The organism is Sunxiuqinia rutila (genome assembly GCF_050589705.1).
GTDB lineage: Bacteria > Bacteroidota > Bacteroidia > Bacteroidales > Prolixibacteraceae > Sunxiuqinia > Sunxiuqinia rutila.
The window spans coordinates 1-16,085 of the sequence record NZ_JBNGOT010000012.1 but is presented as its reverse complement, the minus strand read 5'-3'; the positions used below and the strand labels follow the sequence as shown (position 1 = coordinate 16,085).

The 16,085-nt window shown below is 42.4% G+C and carries 13 protein-coding genes; all 13 read left to right on the top strand.

Annotation, left to right across the window (positions count from 1 at the left end; genetic code table 11):
* The first annotated feature begins 9 nt into the window (after positions 1–9).
* Positions 10–996: a family 43 glycosylhydrolase gene (locus tag ACRD6K_RS14895; RefSeq protein WP_430973886.1), complete on the top strand. Its 987-nt coding sequence runs from the start codon at positions 10–12 to the stop codon at positions 994–996.
* Between the two features lie 92 nt (positions 997–1,088).
* Complete coding sequence (locus ACRD6K_RS14890) at positions 1,089–3,143, top strand: beta-L-arabinofuranosidase domain-containing protein (protein WP_430973885.1); 2,055 nt, start codon at positions 1,089–1,091, stop codon at positions 3,141–3,143.
* Between the two features lie 3 nt (positions 3,144–3,146).
* Entirely contained in the window at positions 3,147–4,172 is a 1,026-nt protein-coding gene (locus ACRD6K_RS14885) for a family 43 glycosylhydrolase (RefSeq protein WP_430973884.1), read from the top strand.
* Between the two features lie 19 nt (positions 4,173–4,191).
* A complete protein-coding gene (locus ACRD6K_RS14880) occupies positions 4,192–5,172 on the top strand; it encodes a glycoside hydrolase family 43 protein (RefSeq protein WP_430973883.1) in 981 nt (326 codons plus the stop codon).
* Between the two features lie 24 nt (positions 5,173–5,196).
* Positions 5,197–6,279 (top strand): glycoside hydrolase family 43 protein, encoded by a 1,083-nt coding sequence (locus ACRD6K_RS14875; protein WP_430973882.1) that lies wholly within the window; start codon positions 5,197–5,199, stop codon positions 6,277–6,279.
* 25 nt (positions 6,280–6,304) lie between these two features.
* On the top strand, positions 6,305–7,402 hold the full coding sequence (locus ACRD6K_RS14870) for a cellulase family glycosylhydrolase (protein ID WP_430973881.1): 1,098 nt from the start codon (positions 6,305–6,307) through the stop codon (positions 7,400–7,402).
* A 209-nt stretch (positions 7,403–7,611) separates the two neighbouring features.
* The gene (locus ACRD6K_RS14865; RefSeq protein WP_430973880.1) at positions 7,612–9,042 is read left to right on the top strand and encodes a sulfatase-like hydrolase/transferase; all 1,431 of its coding nucleotides are present in this window, start codon (positions 7,612–7,614) and stop codon (positions 9,040–9,042) included.
* 202 nt (positions 9,043–9,244) lie between these two features.
* Positions 9,245–10,702 carry a sulfatase gene (locus tag ACRD6K_RS14860; RefSeq protein ID WP_430973879.1) on the top strand — a complete coding sequence of 486 codons (1,458 nt, stop codon included), beginning with the start codon at positions 9,245–9,247 and terminating at the stop codon, positions 10,700–10,702.
* 294 nt (positions 10,703–10,996) lie between these two features.
* Complete coding sequence (locus ACRD6K_RS14855) at positions 10,997–12,091, top strand: glycoside hydrolase family protein (protein WP_430973878.1); 1,095 nt, start codon at positions 10,997–10,999, stop codon at positions 12,089–12,091.
* 12 nt (positions 12,092–12,103) lie between these two features.
* Positions 12,104–13,474, top strand: coding sequence for a sulfatase family protein (locus ACRD6K_RS14850; protein WP_430973877.1), 1,371 nt, complete (start codon positions 12,104–12,106; stop codon positions 13,472–13,474).
* A gap of 37 nt (positions 13,475–13,511) precedes the next feature.
* Positions 13,512–14,897, top strand: coding sequence for a sulfatase family protein (locus ACRD6K_RS14845; protein WP_430973876.1), 1,386 nt, complete (start codon positions 13,512–13,514; stop codon positions 14,895–14,897).
* Between the two features lie 41 nt (positions 14,898–14,938).
* Complete coding sequence (locus ACRD6K_RS14840; protein ID WP_430973875.1) at positions 14,939–15,418, top strand: sulfatase-like hydrolase/transferase; 480 nt, start codon at positions 14,939–14,941, stop codon at positions 15,416–15,418.
* Positions 15,412–16,085, top strand: a 674-nt coding sequence (locus ACRD6K_RS14835; protein WP_430973874.1) for an IS256 family transposase, incomplete at its 3' end; no start/stop codon positions are given. The genes ACRD6K_RS14840 and ACRD6K_RS14835, both read left to right, overlap by 7 nt.

Here is a 16,085-nt window from a genome sequence, read left to right as displayed (position 1 = left end):
ATAATGAGCATGTCAAGATTACTGTTTCTATTTGTTGTATTCTCCTGTTTTGTTTTCCAATACGGGAGTGCTCAAGACCAAAATGTCATGATGTTTGGAGATACTAGCAGACGGGGAGTTCCTTTCTCCAAAGATCCACATGTTGTCAGGTTTAATAACAAGTACTTCATGTATTTCTCTATTCCTCCTTTTGAGGGAAATAATGATACAACAAATGGATGGGCGATTGGGATTGCCCAAAGTTCTAACTTGACCGATTGGGAGAAAGTTGGTGAGATACTCCCTGATGGCGATTACGAGCAAAAAGGGTTGTGTGCGCCTGGGGCGCTTGTTATTGATGATGAAATCCACCTGTTCTATCAAACGTATGGTAACTGGAAGAATGATGCAATTTGCCATGCAGTTTCCTCCGATGGAATTCACTTCAGACGAAATCCAACCAATCCGGTCTTTCGCCCAACAGGCGATTGGAATTGCGGCCGCGCCATTGATGCTGAAGTGATTCGATTCAATGATAATTATTTACTCTACTTCGCGACTCGAGACACCAGCATGACTATTCAGATGCAAGGAGTAGCTGCAGCTCCGTTAAATACGAACTTTAATCGTGAAGACTGGACACAACTGACTACTGAGCCAATTCTTGCCCCAAAGTATCCGTGGGAGGGACGCTGTGTAGAAGGGGCCTCTATTATTCAGCGCAGTGATCGTTTGTATATGTTTTATGCTGGAGCATACAATAATGCACCTCAGCAGGTTGGACTTGCTGTAAGCGGAGATGGAGTTCATTGGGAGCGACTGAGTAATAAACCATTTTTGGCCAATGGGGATCCTGGGACATGGAATTCTTGCGAATCTGGACATCCGCATATTTTTGAAGATAAGGACGGTCGTACTTATTTGTTTTTTCAGGGAAATGATGATTTTGGAAAAAGCTGGAAGATTTCAAAGAAAGAAGTTTTATGGACAGAAACAGGACCAAAATTGAAAGATTGATTACGAAATAGGAAGATACAATGAGTACTTAGGTGCTTGTCATGGTATTTAAATTAGATAGTAACTAGAGAAAACTTTAAATCAAACTAAACATGAAACAAATCGTTCGTTCCATAGTCTTTTTAATAGCTATTTTAATTAGTTTTTCCTGTCAGAAACAAGTTACTGAAGGGCAAATAACCGTTGTTGCTCATCCGGACCTCAAGCAGCAAAATGATTTTTATCATAGTAATCGAGCTCCATTGCAATCCGCTCACTTTATCAAATTGCCTATGGGAAGTATTCAACCCAAAGGGTGGATATTGAAATTGATGGAGTTGCAAAAAGAAGGACTTTGTGGGCACTTGGGTGAGATTAGTGCCTGGCTTGAAAAAGAAAATAATGCGTGGTTATCTGAAGGAGGTGATCACGGTTGGGAAGAAGTCCCCTACTGGCTGCGTGGTTATGCAGATATGGCTTTCATCTTTAATGATTCAAAAATGAAGGAAGAAGCAATGGTGTGGATTGAAGCTATCCTGAAAAGTCAGCAGGAAGATGGCTGGTTTGGTCCGAAAGTTAGGGTAGGAGGTGGACACCTGGACTACTGGTCGAATATGATCGTGTTGTTTACTTTGCAGAACTATTACGAATACTCAGGAGATCAGCGTGTCATCGATTTTATGACCAACTATTTTAAGTTTGAAATGACAGTCCCTGACGAAGCGTTTTTGTCAAGCTATTGGGAAAACAGCCGGGGAGGCGACAACCTTTATAGTGTATATTGGTTGTACAATCGTACCGGCGATCCCTTTTTGCTCAAACTTGCAGAAAAGATCCATCGCAATACGGCAGACTGGACCCGGAAATCAACTTTACCCAACTGGCACAATGTGAATATTGCCCAGTGTTTTCGTGAGCCTGCTACTTGGTTTATGCAGTCGGGCGACTCAGCTCACTTTCAAGCAACCTACAATGTTCACGATTTGATTCGTCGCACGTTTGGGCAGGTGCCCGGGGGCATGTTTGGTTCAGATGAAAATGCACGCATGGGGTACATCGACCCACGCCAGGGAACTGAAACTTGCGGATTTGCAGAACAAATGACTTCTGACGGCATCCTAATGCGCATAACTGGGGATCCTCTCTGGGCGGACAACTGTGAAGATGTTTTATTTAATAGTTTTACGGCTGCTTTTACCAGTGATATGAAATCACTGCGCTATATCACTTGCCCCAATGGAGTAACCGCTGATGCCGAAAACCATCATCCTGGTATTGATAATCGAGGACCATTTTTAACTATGAATCCCTTTAGTAGTCGCTGTTGTCAGCATAATCATGGACATGCTTTGCCGTATTATCTGCAGAACTTGGTGATGGCCAGTAATGACAATGGCTTAGCGGCTATAATGTATAACTCAAGTGTGTCTACAGCTCAAGTTGGTAATGGAACTGAAATTACGTTGACTCAGGAAACCAAATACCCGTTTGAAGAAGATATTCGGTTTAGTCTGACTATGGAGGAAAATGTAAAGTTCCCATTTTATCTGCGTATCCCTGGCTGGTGTGAAAATGCTTCACTTAAACTGAATGGAAAATCAGTAAAGGTAAATACGAAGGCCGGTTCATACATTAAAATCGATCGTGAATGGACTGATGGAGACCAACTCACCCTAAACTTACCAATGAATTTATCCTCGCGTACTTGGGCCGTGAATCAAAACAGCGTTTCGGTCGATTACGGGCCACTTACCTTTTCTCTGAAAATTGATGAAGAATACAGAAAAATAAGTAGTATCGAATCAGCTATCGGTGATTCGAAATGGCAAAAGGATGCCGATCCTGAGAAATGGCCTGCCTATACGATTACTCCACAAAGTCCATGGAATTACGGGCTGATACTTGATAAGAGGAACTTGGAAAGTTCATTGAAAATTGTTCGCAAAGAATGGCCTGACAATGATTATCCCTTCTCGTTGGAGAATACGCCAATCGAGATTCAGGCAAAAGGGCGCCAGCTCCTTGGCTGGCAAATTGATCAATACGGGTTGGTTGATGTTCAGCCAAGGTATCCGGTAAAGACCAGTGAACCTGTAGAAGATATTACCTTGGTTCCGATGGGGGCTGCGCGCTTACGAATTTCAGCTTTTCCATTCTTAAATAATTAGGAGATGAATCACTTGCTTCAGATATTGATCAGTAGTTTTTTTTTGCTCAGCTTCGCTTTTTCAGATGGTTGGGCCCAAAACATTCAACAAGCTCCCGCCCCGCTTTTTAGAGACCCGGTGTATGATGGCTCTGCAGATCCTGTCGTTTTTTGGAATCAGCATGAAAAAGAATGGTGGATGTTGTATACCCAGCGACGGGCCAATGAAAATACGGCTGATGTTGCCTACTGTTATGGAAACAGCATAGCGATTGCTTCATCAGCCGACCATGGGAAAAGCTGGGTTTATCGAGGAACCCTTGACCTGGAGTTTGAGCGGGGCAAGAATACTTTTTGGGCTCCTGATGTGGTTTATGCCAATGGAAAATATCACCTCTTCCTGGCCTATATCAAAGGAGTGCGTAATCACTGGAGCGAAGAAGCACGAATGGCCCATTATACCAGTGAGAACGCTTGGGACTGGAACTATGAAGGGCTTCTTTCACTATCATCGGATAATGTAATTGATGGCACACTTTTTCAGGATAAATCCGGAACATGGAAAATGTGGTATAAAGACAACAACCAGTCGTGGCTGGCTGAAAGTGATGATTTGTTCAACTGGACCTGGCGCGATAAGCCGGTGATTGCTGACCGGGCACATGAGGGCCCCAAGGTTTTCGAATTTAACGGATGGTATTGGATGGTGACGGATCAGTGGTCAGGGATGGGCGTTTATCGTTCGGATGATTTGGAAAACTGGAAGAAACAAGGAGAGCCAATTTTGGCAGGTTCGTCCAGCCGACCGGATGATACTCCGAGCGGTGCGCATGGCGACGTCTTGGTTGTAGATGATCAGGCATATATTTTCTATTTCACGCATCCTGGAAGGGAAAAGCATTCTGCTGCTACACTGGATGCCGATGGGAAATATCCTTATGCCGAGAAACGTTCCTCCATTCAAGTGGCAGAATTAGTGGTCAACGATGGCAAATTGGAGGTGAAGGATCGGAACCAACCGTTTCATTTTTATTTGGCAAATATGGATTAGGTGATCTTTTAAAGCTGAAATGATGAAGAAACTTTTTACAATATCCCTTTTTCTGGTAACGCTCTCACTACTATTCTCGGGTAGTTCTTCTTATTGTAGCCCGATCAGGAATAAAATTGAAAAAACAAGGAAGATTCCCTTGGGCGATCCGTTTATCATGCTTTGGGAAGGAACCTACTACGCCTATGGAACAAATGGAACTGATGGTATTGAGGTGTATTCGTCCAGTGATTTGAAAAGCTGGCAGGGGCCAGTTGGTGTTCACGAAGGACTGGCTTTACATAAGTCAGATGTGTGGGCTGACCGTTGGTTTTGGGCTCCTGAAGTATATCGGGTCAATGGCAAATTTTACATGTACTATTCGGCTGATGAGCACATTTGCGTGGCCATCAGCGATTCTCCGCTGGGGCCCTTCAAACAGCAAATACTAAAACCCATGCTTGAAGACGAAAAGTGCATTGATAATAGCCTTTTTATTGATGACGATGGATCTCCTTATCTTCTGTTTGATCGTTTCAATGATGGCTTGAACATTTGGATGGCTGAACTGAAAGACAACTTAATTGAGATTAAAGCTGAAACCATGTCCCAATGCATCAATGTTTCTCAAAGTTGGGAAGAAGTTTGGCCCCGGGTGAACGAAGGAGCATTTGTGATTAAGCACAGAGACACTTACTTCATGACCTATTCAGCTAATAGTTATGAAAGTCCGTTTTATGGGATTGGGTTTGCCACTGCAACAAACATCAAAGGACCATGGACAAAATATGCTCAGAATCCTATTCTTCAAAAACCGGGAGACTTAGTTGGTGTGGGGCACAGTGCTATGTTTACCGACAAGGAAGGAAATCTGCGAATTGTGTTTCATGCGCATAACAGCCAGAATCAGATTCATCCGCGCCACATGTATATCAGTACAGTACGTTTTGAAAAAGAGAACGGACAGGAAGTGATGGTGATTGATGAAAATTATCAAACACCTGTTTTAAGCGAAGAATAGAATCAATTTAGAAAATCGAATAATATGATTAGAACGAATTTTCTCACTATCGTTTTATTGGTGCTTTTCTCATTCGTGAGATGCAGTGCTTCAGATATTGAAGCGTCTGAAGAGCAAGTGAAAAGCACTTTTGCAAACCCGGTATGGGATGGAGCTGATCCCTGGATGACTCAGCAGAATGATGATTATGTGTATTGTTATTCTGCGAATAACGCGATTTTTGTTTCACGGTCTAAATACCTAACTCGAAAAGGGGAGTTAAAGCGGATTTGGCAAGCCCCAGCCAGTGGTTGGAATAGTAACTGTGTATGGGCACCCGAGATTCACTTTATTGAAGGACATTGGTATGTTTATTATGCTGCCGGTTTTTCGGGGCCTCCCTTTATTCATCAGCGCACAGGTGTATTACGGTCTAAAACAGACGATGTTTTTAGCGATTACGAAGACATGGGGATGTTATATACTGGTGATAACCCCCAAAACCTAGAGAGCAATGTATGGGCAATTGACATGACCGTTTTGGAACACCAAGGAAAACTTTTTGCCATTTGGTCGGGCTGGAAAGAACAGTGCGATACAGACGCTACTCCACAACATTTGTACATCCAGGAAATGGAGAACCCCTATACGCTTAAAGGCACGCGCGTTTTGCTTTCTTCGCCGGAGGAAGACTGGGAAACCGGTGGTCCGCTAAATTTGAATGAGGGGGCACAAATTCTTAAAAATGGCAATCAGGTGTTTGTGGTATATTCTTGCCGTGAGTCGTGGCTAAAAGAGTACCGACAGGGGATGTTACAATTGAATGATCCGGATGGTAATTTGTTAGATCCGGCCAATTGGACAAAAAAAGGCCCGGTTTTCGAAGGAACGGCTCAGGTGTATGGGGTAGGACATGTTTCTTTTGTTAAGTCCCCCGATGGCACTGAAGACTGGATCATTTATCACTCTAAAAAAACAACCGAACCCGGTTGGAATCGCAATGTACGCATGCAGTCTTTCACCTGGAATTTAGATGGAACACCTATGTTTGGAACCCCTGTTCCGGAAGGAAAAGAAATTGATCGTCCTTCGGGTGAGGTGGAAATTGAAGCGGCTGAGAAGGAATAAAATTAGTCAATACAAAAATCTAAACATGATGAAAACACTTTCTTTTTTTATGCTGCTGGCCGGGGTGTTGCTCTTACTGGCATGTCAAAATGAGGCAAAACAGAACAAACAAACAGCCGAGGATTTGGTGAAGAAGACATGGACGGCAGAGCAAGCAAAGGCTTGGGGGAAAGAACATGGCTGGCTTCGTGGCTGTAATTTCAATCCCAGCACAGCAATTAATCAGCTGGAGACATGGCAGGCAGAAACATTTGATCCGATAACCATTAATTGTGAGTTGGGATGGGCTGAAGATATAGGAATGAACTGCATGCGGGTATACTTACACCATGTTGTATGGAAAGTGGATCAGAAAGGGATGAAAGATCGCATGAACCAGTACTTGGAGATTGCAGACAGCCATGGAATCAAAACCATTTTTGTATTCTTTGATGATTGTTGGAATGCCACTTACCAAGCCGGAAAGCAACCTGATCCAAAACCAGGCATTCATAATTCTGGCTGGGTACGTGATCCGGGAGACCTGCTTCATGAGCAGCCTGAGCTGATAGCCACCCTTGAAATTTATGTGAAAGATATTCTTACCTCGTTTAAGGACGATCATCGGGTTGTGATGTGGGACTTATACAATGAACCCGGTAATTCAGGATATGGCAACAAATCCATGCCGTTGCTTGAAAAAGTGTTTGAATGGGCTTGGGGAATTCGTCCTTCACAGCCCTTGTCTGTTGGTGTCTGGAACTTATCCCTTTCAGAATTAAATAAATTTCAGCTTGAAAATTCTGATGTAATAACCTACCATAATTATGAAGGGCCGGATAAGCATCAATTAGCAATTGATTCTTTGAAAAACTATAACCGTCCAATGGTTTGTACCGAATACATGGCTCGTCGCAACAATAGCTTATTTCAGAATATTATGCCGATTTTGAAAAAGGAAAATGTCGGGGCCATTAACTGGGGATTGGTAGCAGGAAAATCAAATACCAAATATTCCTGGGGCGAGCCAATTCCAGATGGTTCAGAGCCCCCTCTATGGTTTCATGAGATCTTTCATCCCGATGGGACTCCATATAAACAAGAGGAGGTAGACTTGATTAAAAGCTTAACACTCGAAAAGTAAGGTTAAAATAAAGGAGGGAATGTTATTCATTTTAGGGTGATTGCTACTTGCTGGTGTTGCAGTTCATCGGTTCCTAATTCTATGTGTGATCGATACACCAGAATGCCGGAGGTGGAGTGAAATTTATATTGACTAGTCCTCTGCTTGCATTAAAGTCAGTTAATAAGGAATAAATAAAAGCTGGTATTTTTAATACGAAAAGAAGATATATGATGAAAAAGATGACACGAATCATTTGGAATAAGTTGGTTCTGTTTTTACTCTTAGGACTGAATAGCATTTATTGCTTTGCCCAGGAGAAAACGAATATTTTACTGATTTTTATCGACGACATGGGCTATGGCGATTTAGGTTGTTATGGCAATGAGGAAGTGCAAACTCCTAATATCGATCGTTTGGCTCAAGAAGGGATTCGGTTCAATCAGTTTTATGTGAATTCACCCATTTGCTCTCCCTCACGTGTTGCTATTACTACAGGGCAATATCCTTCCCGGTGGGGGGTGACTTCATATATTAGTGCAAAGAGGGACAACAAAGAGCGTGGGATGAATCATTGTTTGAATCCCTTAGCACCTTCAGTGGCCCGGAATTTAAAAGCTGCAGGCTACTACACCGCTCATATAGGTAAATGGCATATGGGGGGAGGGCGAGATATAGCTGATGTTCCGATGATCACTGAGTATGGATTTGATGAATCGGTTACTCAATTTGAAGGATTGGGTGAGCGATATCTGGCTACTTATGAAACCCTCAATTTAAAAGACAGTACCCGCGGGCTTGAAAAGCAGTCGGCAGCGCTTGGAAAAGGAGAAATTCATTGGGCCAAGCGGGAAAATTTCACCGAAATTTTTGTTGATCGAACTCTTGAGGCCATTAAACATGCGCAAGCGGCCGGAAAACCTTTCTACATAAACTTATGGCCTGATGATATACATACGCCTTTGGAACCACCACTTGCCTTGCGAGGTGACTTAAGTACAAAGGCCCGCTTTCAGGGGGTTATGCAAGAAATGGATCGCCAAATGGGGCGGCTATTTGATTTTCTCAGGAAAGATCCGGACTTATTTAAAAACACATTGGTTGTTTTTACCAGTGACAACGGGCCTGATATGGCAGTCAACAATGCAGCACCTCTGCGCGGATTTAAAACCTATTTGTACGATGGTGGCATTCGGGAACCTTTCATCGTTTGGTGGCCGGATGAAATTGACAAAAATGAAGCGGGCACCATTAATGAAAAGACAGTGATGGCAGCCATTGATTTGCCTCTGACTTTTATGGAGCTGGCAGGCGCAGAGCCAAACCAGAATGTTAAATACGATGGACAGAGTATGTTGAGCGTTTTGAAGGGTGAAAAAGAAATCCTCAGGAAGAAGCCTATTTTTTGGATCAGACCTCCTGATCGACCCGGATATGATGGAGAAAATAATCCGGATCTGGCAATTCGTTCTGGCGATTACAAATTGCTAATGGACATAGATGGTACGAATATCCAACTATATAATTTGATGCAGGATATTGGAGAATCCGACAATCTGGTAGAAAAGATGCCTGAGTTAACGATTGAGTTGAAAAGAAAATTGCTTGATTGGTATCACCATTACCCACATGATATTGATAAAACGAAGTATAAACTTTAAAAGGAGTGATACTATTGGGAGGAGACTTTTAAATCTCCTGATTCATTAAATATGGGATTGCTCGAAAAGGATGAATTTAAACGAAAAGTTAATAGAGAAATACAATATGAAGATGTACAAGGAATTATTTTTTAGCAGCAAAAAGCCACTTGGGGCTGCAGTTTTACTTTGTAGCTTAAGTGTTGGGCATAGTCAGCAGGTCATGGCACAACCAAATGAAAGTCGTAAAAATGTTATTCTATTTTTGGTTGATGACTTAAAACCAAATTTAGGCTGCTATGGCGATCCGGTTGCGATTAGTCCAAATATTGATAAACTCGCAAGCCGCGGGGTGCGTTTCAATAAAGCCTATTGTAACCAGGCAGTATGTATGGCATCACGTTACAATATTATGCTGGGAGCCCGATCAACAAGTACAGGTCTGTACCATTTCGGATCCGAGTTTCGCGATGCTTACCCTGATGCAGTCACCCTGCCGCAACATTTCATGAATGCCGGATACCATGCGGAATCGATGGGAAAAGTGTTTCATATAGGGCATGGCAATACCAACGATGAAGCATCTTGGAGTGTCCCTCATTATAAAGAAAAGGTGATTGAATATTTGGTGCCCGAAAGTACAAACCGGGAGCTAACCAGAGAAGAAGCATATTTTGAAAATACCAACTTATATTACGAAGATTTTCCACCGAATTGGAAATTGCCTCGGGGAGCGGCTTGGGAATCACCTGATGTTGTTGATGATGCCTATGCCGACGGACGCGTAGCCAGACATGCTATTGATCGATTACGTGAATTAAAGAAAGAACCAGAACAGCCTTTCTTTTTAGCCATTGGATTTGCCCGACCTCATTTGCCATTTAGTGCTCCTAAAAAATATTGGGACATGTATAATCCCGAAGAATTGCCAATGCCTGAGTATGAAAAAGACCCGGAAGGAGCACCTCGATACGCTACCAAAAGAGGGGGCGAAATTAACCAGTTTAAGCCCATTCCTTCAGACCAATATGTTTATGCTGACTCCTTAATCCGAAAGTTGATCCATGGCTATTATGCTTCGATGAGCTATATGGATGCTCAACTCGGTCGGGTAATGGATGAACTTGAACGTTTGGACATGCTTGAAAATACGATTATTGTTCTTTGGGGTGATCATGGCTGGCACTTGGGAGATCATGGTTATTGGACTAAGCATACTAATTACGAACAGGCCAATATCATTCCTATGATTATGGTGGCACCAGGTGTTGCTATGCCAAATACTTCCACTAATCAAATTGCAGAGACTGTTGATATTTACCCAACTCTTTCGGACTTGGCAGGTTTGGATAAACCTAAAGGTCCTCAACCTATTGATGGAATGAGCATGGTACCTGTCCTAAAAGATACGAATAAGCGTATCCGGGATCATGCTTATCATGCATTTCCGAAAGACGGATATCTGGGCCGTGCCATCAGAACTGAACAGTATCGGCTCGTTGAATGGACCAGTAATAATAATTCAGAAGCGGAGAAGGGGTATGAATTGTATGATTATTTGAATGATCCACTGGAAACAAAGAATATTTATGGTGAGAACAAAAAGGTAGCAGCAGAATTGAAAGCTATTTTGGCTACCCATCCTGAAGGCAAAAGGCAATTTCGAAAAAATAAGAGATAGCAGAAACTAGCTTGATCATACATGCTTGGGGCTTTAAGGTCGAAGGGCAGATATCCCTGGCGTTTAGGAAAAGGACAGTCTAGTTCTTATTTAGCTCTCAGTTCGGGTAATTCCTAGCTGTATATGGATTGAATCTCTATCTATTTGATATAAGTGAAGATCTGAGCAAACCCTCAATTCTGGTTGGTGAACCTCCAGAAACAAGATTGAAACGGAGAGACGAACAGATGGTTCGTGTACTGAAATTATTCATTTGACTCGAACAAATAAATCATAAAAACTCTAAACCAAGAAATGATGTTTAAACCAGCTTATGCGCGAGTCTTCATTTTATCTTTATGCTGTTTTCTATATGGAAAAATGTTATTTGCTCAATCTGCCCATCCGGATAATCTCGAATTGAAGGCTCCTGCTCCTGTTTTTATTGATCCTAATTATCATGGATCTTGTGACCCCGAGGTTACCTGGAATGAATCAGCCCAGCAATACTTTATTTATTATACTGCTCGAAAAGGGAATCAGGAAAATACATTTTTGGGTACGCCAATTGGGGTGATTTCATCAGTCGATTTCATTGAATGGAATTTTGAGGGTTATTGTAAATTCGATGGCGTTGGTGGCGATAAAGATGCCGGTGAAACTTTTTGGGCACCAGCCATTATTTCCGATAATGAGTTTTTACACATGTTTGTTACCTACAAACCAGATACTCTGCCAACCCAAGGAGCTTGGGGCGGTCCGGGGAGAATCGTTCATTATAAAACGACACTTGATAATCCTGTTGATGGTTGGCAAAAGGTAGGAGATATGCATGATTCAACAATTACCGCCTTAGATGCAACGGTATATAAGAAAGGGGATTGGGTTCATGTTTGGTTTAAGGGAAAGAAGAGAGGTGCTTCTAAAAATGAACTATACCATTTAGTTTCCTCTGATTTTAAACATTGGGAAAACCTTGGTTTTTCGCAAAGCGATGTTTTTAATGTTGCTGCAACAGGGGCTGATTTTGAAGAAGCGCCTTATATCTTCTACTGGGAGAATAGCTATTGGTTGATTACGGACCCACATAATGGTTTGTTTGTGTACAAATCAGCTGATGGTGAAGACTGGAAATTCGAAGGGACAATCTTAAAGGAAGGTGGTTCACGCAAGTTTGATACGACCATGGCACGACATTGCAGTGTCGCAGTAAAAGATGGGAGGGCGTTCATTTTTTATCATGTCGAACCTTGGCGCCGATATGATTTAGAAAAGAAAAAAGGCAAGGAGCGGGTCCCCATTTTTAAACAACCAACCATGAATCGAAGAAGTGTTTTGCAAATGGCAGAACTTGAGGTATTAAACGGGCAGGTTGTTTGTGATAGAGATAAATCAATTGTTTTAAACTAGAAATTAGATACTATGTATAAATTGGTCACAGCTTCCTTGGTAACGATCTCGTTGTTTAAGTTAGATGCTTATGCCAAGAACCGTCCCAATATTGTCATTTATCTAACGGATGATCAAAGCCAATTGGATGCCTCTATCTATGGGGCTGAGGTCCTGAATACTCCCAATTTGGATCGTCTTGCAGAAAATGGGATTGTTTTTGATAATGCCTTTATTGCTTCACCGGCCTGTGCTCCCAGCCGTGCAGCTCTGTTAACTGGCTTGATGCCTTCCCGCAATGGAGCAGAGGCAAATCACTCCTATCCTAAGCCGGGAATTCCTGTGCTGACTCAGCAGCTTCAGGAAGAGGGATATAAAGTCCTGGCTTTTGGAAAAGTTGCTCATATGAAAATGAATTGGGAATGTGGTTTTGACTTTTATCATTCAGGAATGACTGGTCTGGCAAACCATGTCACGAACTACGTGGATTCTGTTAAAATGGATGAACCAGTTTGTCTAATGGTTGGTGATAGACGTCCTCATGTTCCTTGGACTTCAAAAACACTCTATGAACCCGATGAACTGAAGTTACCGCCTTATTTCATAGATACGCCTGAAACACGAAACCTTTGGGCACGATATTATTCTGACATCACAGGTGCGGACCAGGAGATGGGGAAGATTTACGAATTAGCAAGGCATCAATTTGGAGACAATTTTATTTTCATATATACAGCTGATCATGGAGGTCAATGGCCGTTTGGGAAATGGAATCTGTATGATGCCGGGATAAAGGTTCCGTTAATTGTAGTTTGGCCGGGGCATATTAAGCCTGACACCCGAACAGATGCCATGGTTAGTTGGATTGACCTTTTTCCGACACTGCTTGATCTGACTGGAAGTAAGATGCCTGTTGGTCTGGATGGAAAATCATTTAAAAAGGTACTGGAAGGGAAAACAGATCATTTCAGGGAATATATTTTTACAACCCACAGTGGTGATGGAAAAATGAATGTTTATCCAATCCGAAGCATACGTGACCATCGGTTTAAATACATTTTAAACCTGTATCCTGAAAATTATCATTCCAACCATTCTGATATCCTGAGGAAACCTAATGCTGGTGCTTATTGGGATTCCTGGGATGAAGCTGCAAAATATGACGATCGGGCGGCAGCAATTATTCATAAATACTATGTTCGTCCAGCGGAGGAATTTTATGATTTGGAGGTTGACCCAATGGAGCAACAAAACCTGATTGACAGCGATGAGCATCAGGACCAAATAAACAAAATGCGTCAAATCCTTGAGGAATGGATGGATCAACAAGGCGATAGCAGAAAGGCCTTCCAAACACCTTATCCTATTTCCGGACCGACACCTCATGAATTAGGAATCCATTAACTCAACAGAACAAGTTTTCACTTTAATTCTATTTTGGATGAAACAAAAATCAACACTAACAACAATTGCTGCGTTTTCTATATTGTCCTTGTTCGGTCAAACTAGAGAAAAGCCGAATCTTATTTTATTCTTGGCCGACGATTGTACTTATTTTGACATCGGTTGTTACGGGAGTAAAGATTCTCGAACTCCTAATATTGACAAATTTGCAGCGGAGGGAATGCGGTTTACCAATGGATTTCAGGCAGCTCCGATGTGTTCGCCCACCCGACACAACCTGTTAACCGGTTTGTGGCCTGTAAGAACCGGTGCCTATCCAAATCATACGATGGCGAAAGAAGGTACGTTGAGTATTGTTCAGCATTTGAAGCCGGCAGGCTATCAGGTCGCTTTGATCGGCAAGTCGCATGTAAAACCAGAATCCGTTTTTCCATGGGATTTACATGCTCCCCTTACAAAGAGTAATGACCTGAATTTTGCTGCGGTTGATTCTTTTATCCAAGTATGTAAATCGAGTAATCAACCGTTCTGTCTGGTTGTTGCCACTAATCAGCCTCACACCCCATGGAATAAGGGAAACTCGGATTTATTTAATCCAGATGAAATTGAACTTCCTCCATATTACGTTGATACAAAGGAAACCCGCCGGCTGTTTTGTAAGTACCTGGCTGAAATTAATTATATGGATAATGAATTTGGAACCTTGCTTAAAACGCTGGATAATCACAGAATAGCAGATAAATCGGTAGTGGTTTATTTAAGTGAACAGGGCAACAGTCTCCCATTTGCAAAATGGACGTGTTATGATGCTGGCGTTCATTCTGCCTATATCGTTCGGTGGCCGGAGGTGGTTAAATCGGGGACTGAATCAGATGCAATTGTCGAATATGTTGATATTGTGCCCACTTTTCTGGATATCGCAGGTCTAGAACCTACGACTCAGTTGGATGGGAGGAGTATTGTACCCATCCTGAAAGGAAATGCAGCAGAGCATAAACAGTATACTTTTTCGCTGCAAACAACCCGTGGAATTTACAGTGGAAGTGACTATTACGGAATTCGATCTGTTGCTGACAAAAAATATCGATACATCGTGAACTTGACACCCGAAGCTACTTTTCAAAACACGGAATCAGCCGGTCGTTTGTTTAAAATTTGGCAAGAAAAGGCAAAGACTGACCCAAATGCCAGGTGGTTGACCAATAGATACCAGCATCGCCCTGGCGTGGAGTTGTATGACGTGGAAAAGGATAAATACTGTATGAAAAACCTGGCCGAGAGCCCGGAAAGTAAACCGATTATTGAGAGAATGGATAAAGTGTTGAGGGAGTGGATGGACTATTGCGATGACCATGGACAGAGAACAGAAATGGAAGCTAAAGAACACCAACATTGGAATACTCAGAGTAAAGCCGGAAAGTAATGAGATGAAGCCCAATCGATAAATATAAAGAATCCTGAACTATGAATAAATTTGCATTATTGACACTGGTTTCATCCTTGACGCTGAGTGTTTCTGCCGCTCAAAAGCCCAATATTGTTTTGATTATGGCCGATGATATGGGCTTTTCGGACATTGGGTGCTATGGAGGCGAAGTTCAAACTCCGAATCTTGATAAATTGGCCAGTCAGGGCGTGCGTTTTAAACAGTTTTACAACTCAGCGCGCTGTTGTCCGACGCGTGCGTCCTTAATGACTGGGCTTTATCCACACCAAACCGGCATTGGACATATGACTAATACGCCAAATAATCCGACTCAGCACAACTACGGGCTGCCTGGATATCAGGGGTATTTGAATAAGGAGTGTGTAACGATAGCTGAAATGCTAAAATTGAATGGTTATCAGACATTGATGACTGGAAAATGGCATTTGGGGAGAGTGTTCAACAAACTGTGTCATGTAAACAAAAATGAATGTTTTAAAATTTACATGATATGGTAAAAGAAAAGTTTGATTACGAGAAGTTCAAAAAAGAGGCGCTTGAAGGGCTTAAGTCCGGCAAAGGGATGAGTGGTCCGGATAATGTTTTATTGCCTTTATTTAAAGATTTTCTGGAAGGGGCCTTAGATGGCGAGCTGGATAATCATTTAAAGGATTCAGAAGAGTCGAATCGTCGTAACGGGCATAACCGCAAGACGATCAAAACCGATCAGGGGAGTTTTGAGTTGGAAACTCCACGTGACCGTAACGGTGATTTTGAACCGGAGTTGATCCGCAAGCGCCAGACTGTTATTGGAGAAGCTTTTGAAAACCGCATCCTGTCGCTTTATGCCAAGGGGCTGAGTTATGCCGACATTCAGGGGCATTTGCTTGATCTGTATGGCATGGATGTTTCGGTGGGGAAGTTAAGTGCCATTACCGACAAGGTTATTCCTTTGATTCAGCAATGGCAGGGACGTCGTTTAGAAGCCGTTTACGCCATTATTTGGTTGGATGCGATGCACTTTAAAGTTCGGGTGAATGGGCAGGTCATCAGCAAGGCGGTTTATATCATCTTGGGGCATACCATGGACGGGCAGAAAGATTTGTTAGGAATGTATATTTCGGAGAGCGAAAGTGCGCGATTCTGGCTTAGCGTGCTGACCGATCTTCAAAACCGGGGAGTACA

Bases quoted from the DNA above. Each gene is read 5' to 3' on its own strand.
- ACRD6K_RS14885 (WP_430973884.1), top strand. From the start codon at position 3,147: ATGAATCACTTGCTTCAGATATTGATCAGTAGTTTTTTTTTGCTCAGC.
- ACRD6K_RS14890 (WP_430973885.1), top strand. From the start codon at position 1,089: ATGAAACAAATCGTTCGTTCCATAGTCTTTTTAATAGCTATTTTAATT.
- ACRD6K_RS14895 (WP_430973886.1), top strand. From the start codon at position 10: ATGTCAAGATTACTGTTTCTATTTGTTGTATTCTCCTGTTTTGTTTTC.
- ACRD6K_RS14840 (WP_430973875.1), top strand. From the start codon at position 14,939: ATGAATAAATTTGCATTATTGACACTGGTTTCATCCTTGACGCTGAGT.
- ACRD6K_RS14865 (WP_430973880.1), top strand. From the start codon at position 7,612: ATGATGAAAAAGATGACACGAATCATTTGGAATAAGTTGGTTCTGTTT.
- ACRD6K_RS14875 (WP_430973882.1), top strand. From the start codon at position 5,197: ATGATTAGAACGAATTTTCTCACTATCGTTTTATTGGTGCTTTTCTCA.
- ACRD6K_RS14850 (WP_430973877.1), top strand. From the start codon at position 12,104: ATGTATAAATTGGTCACAGCTTCCTTGGTAACGATCTCGTTGTTTAAG.
- ACRD6K_RS14845 (WP_430973876.1), top strand. From the start codon at position 13,512: ATGAAACAAAAATCAACACTAACAACAATTGCTGCGTTTTCTATATTG.
- ACRD6K_RS14855 (WP_430973878.1), top strand. From the start codon at position 10,997: ATGATGTTTAAACCAGCTTATGCGCGAGTCTTCATTTTATCTTTATGC.
- ACRD6K_RS14880 (WP_430973883.1), top strand. From the start codon at position 4,192: ATGATGAAGAAACTTTTTACAATATCCCTTTTTCTGGTAACGCTCTCA.
- ACRD6K_RS14860 (WP_430973879.1), top strand. From the start codon at position 9,245: ATGGCACAACCAAATGAAAGTCGTAAAAATGTTATTCTATTTTTGGTT.
- ACRD6K_RS14870 (WP_430973881.1), top strand. From the start codon at position 6,305: ATGATGAAAACACTTTCTTTTTTTATGCTGCTGGCCGGGGTGTTGCTC.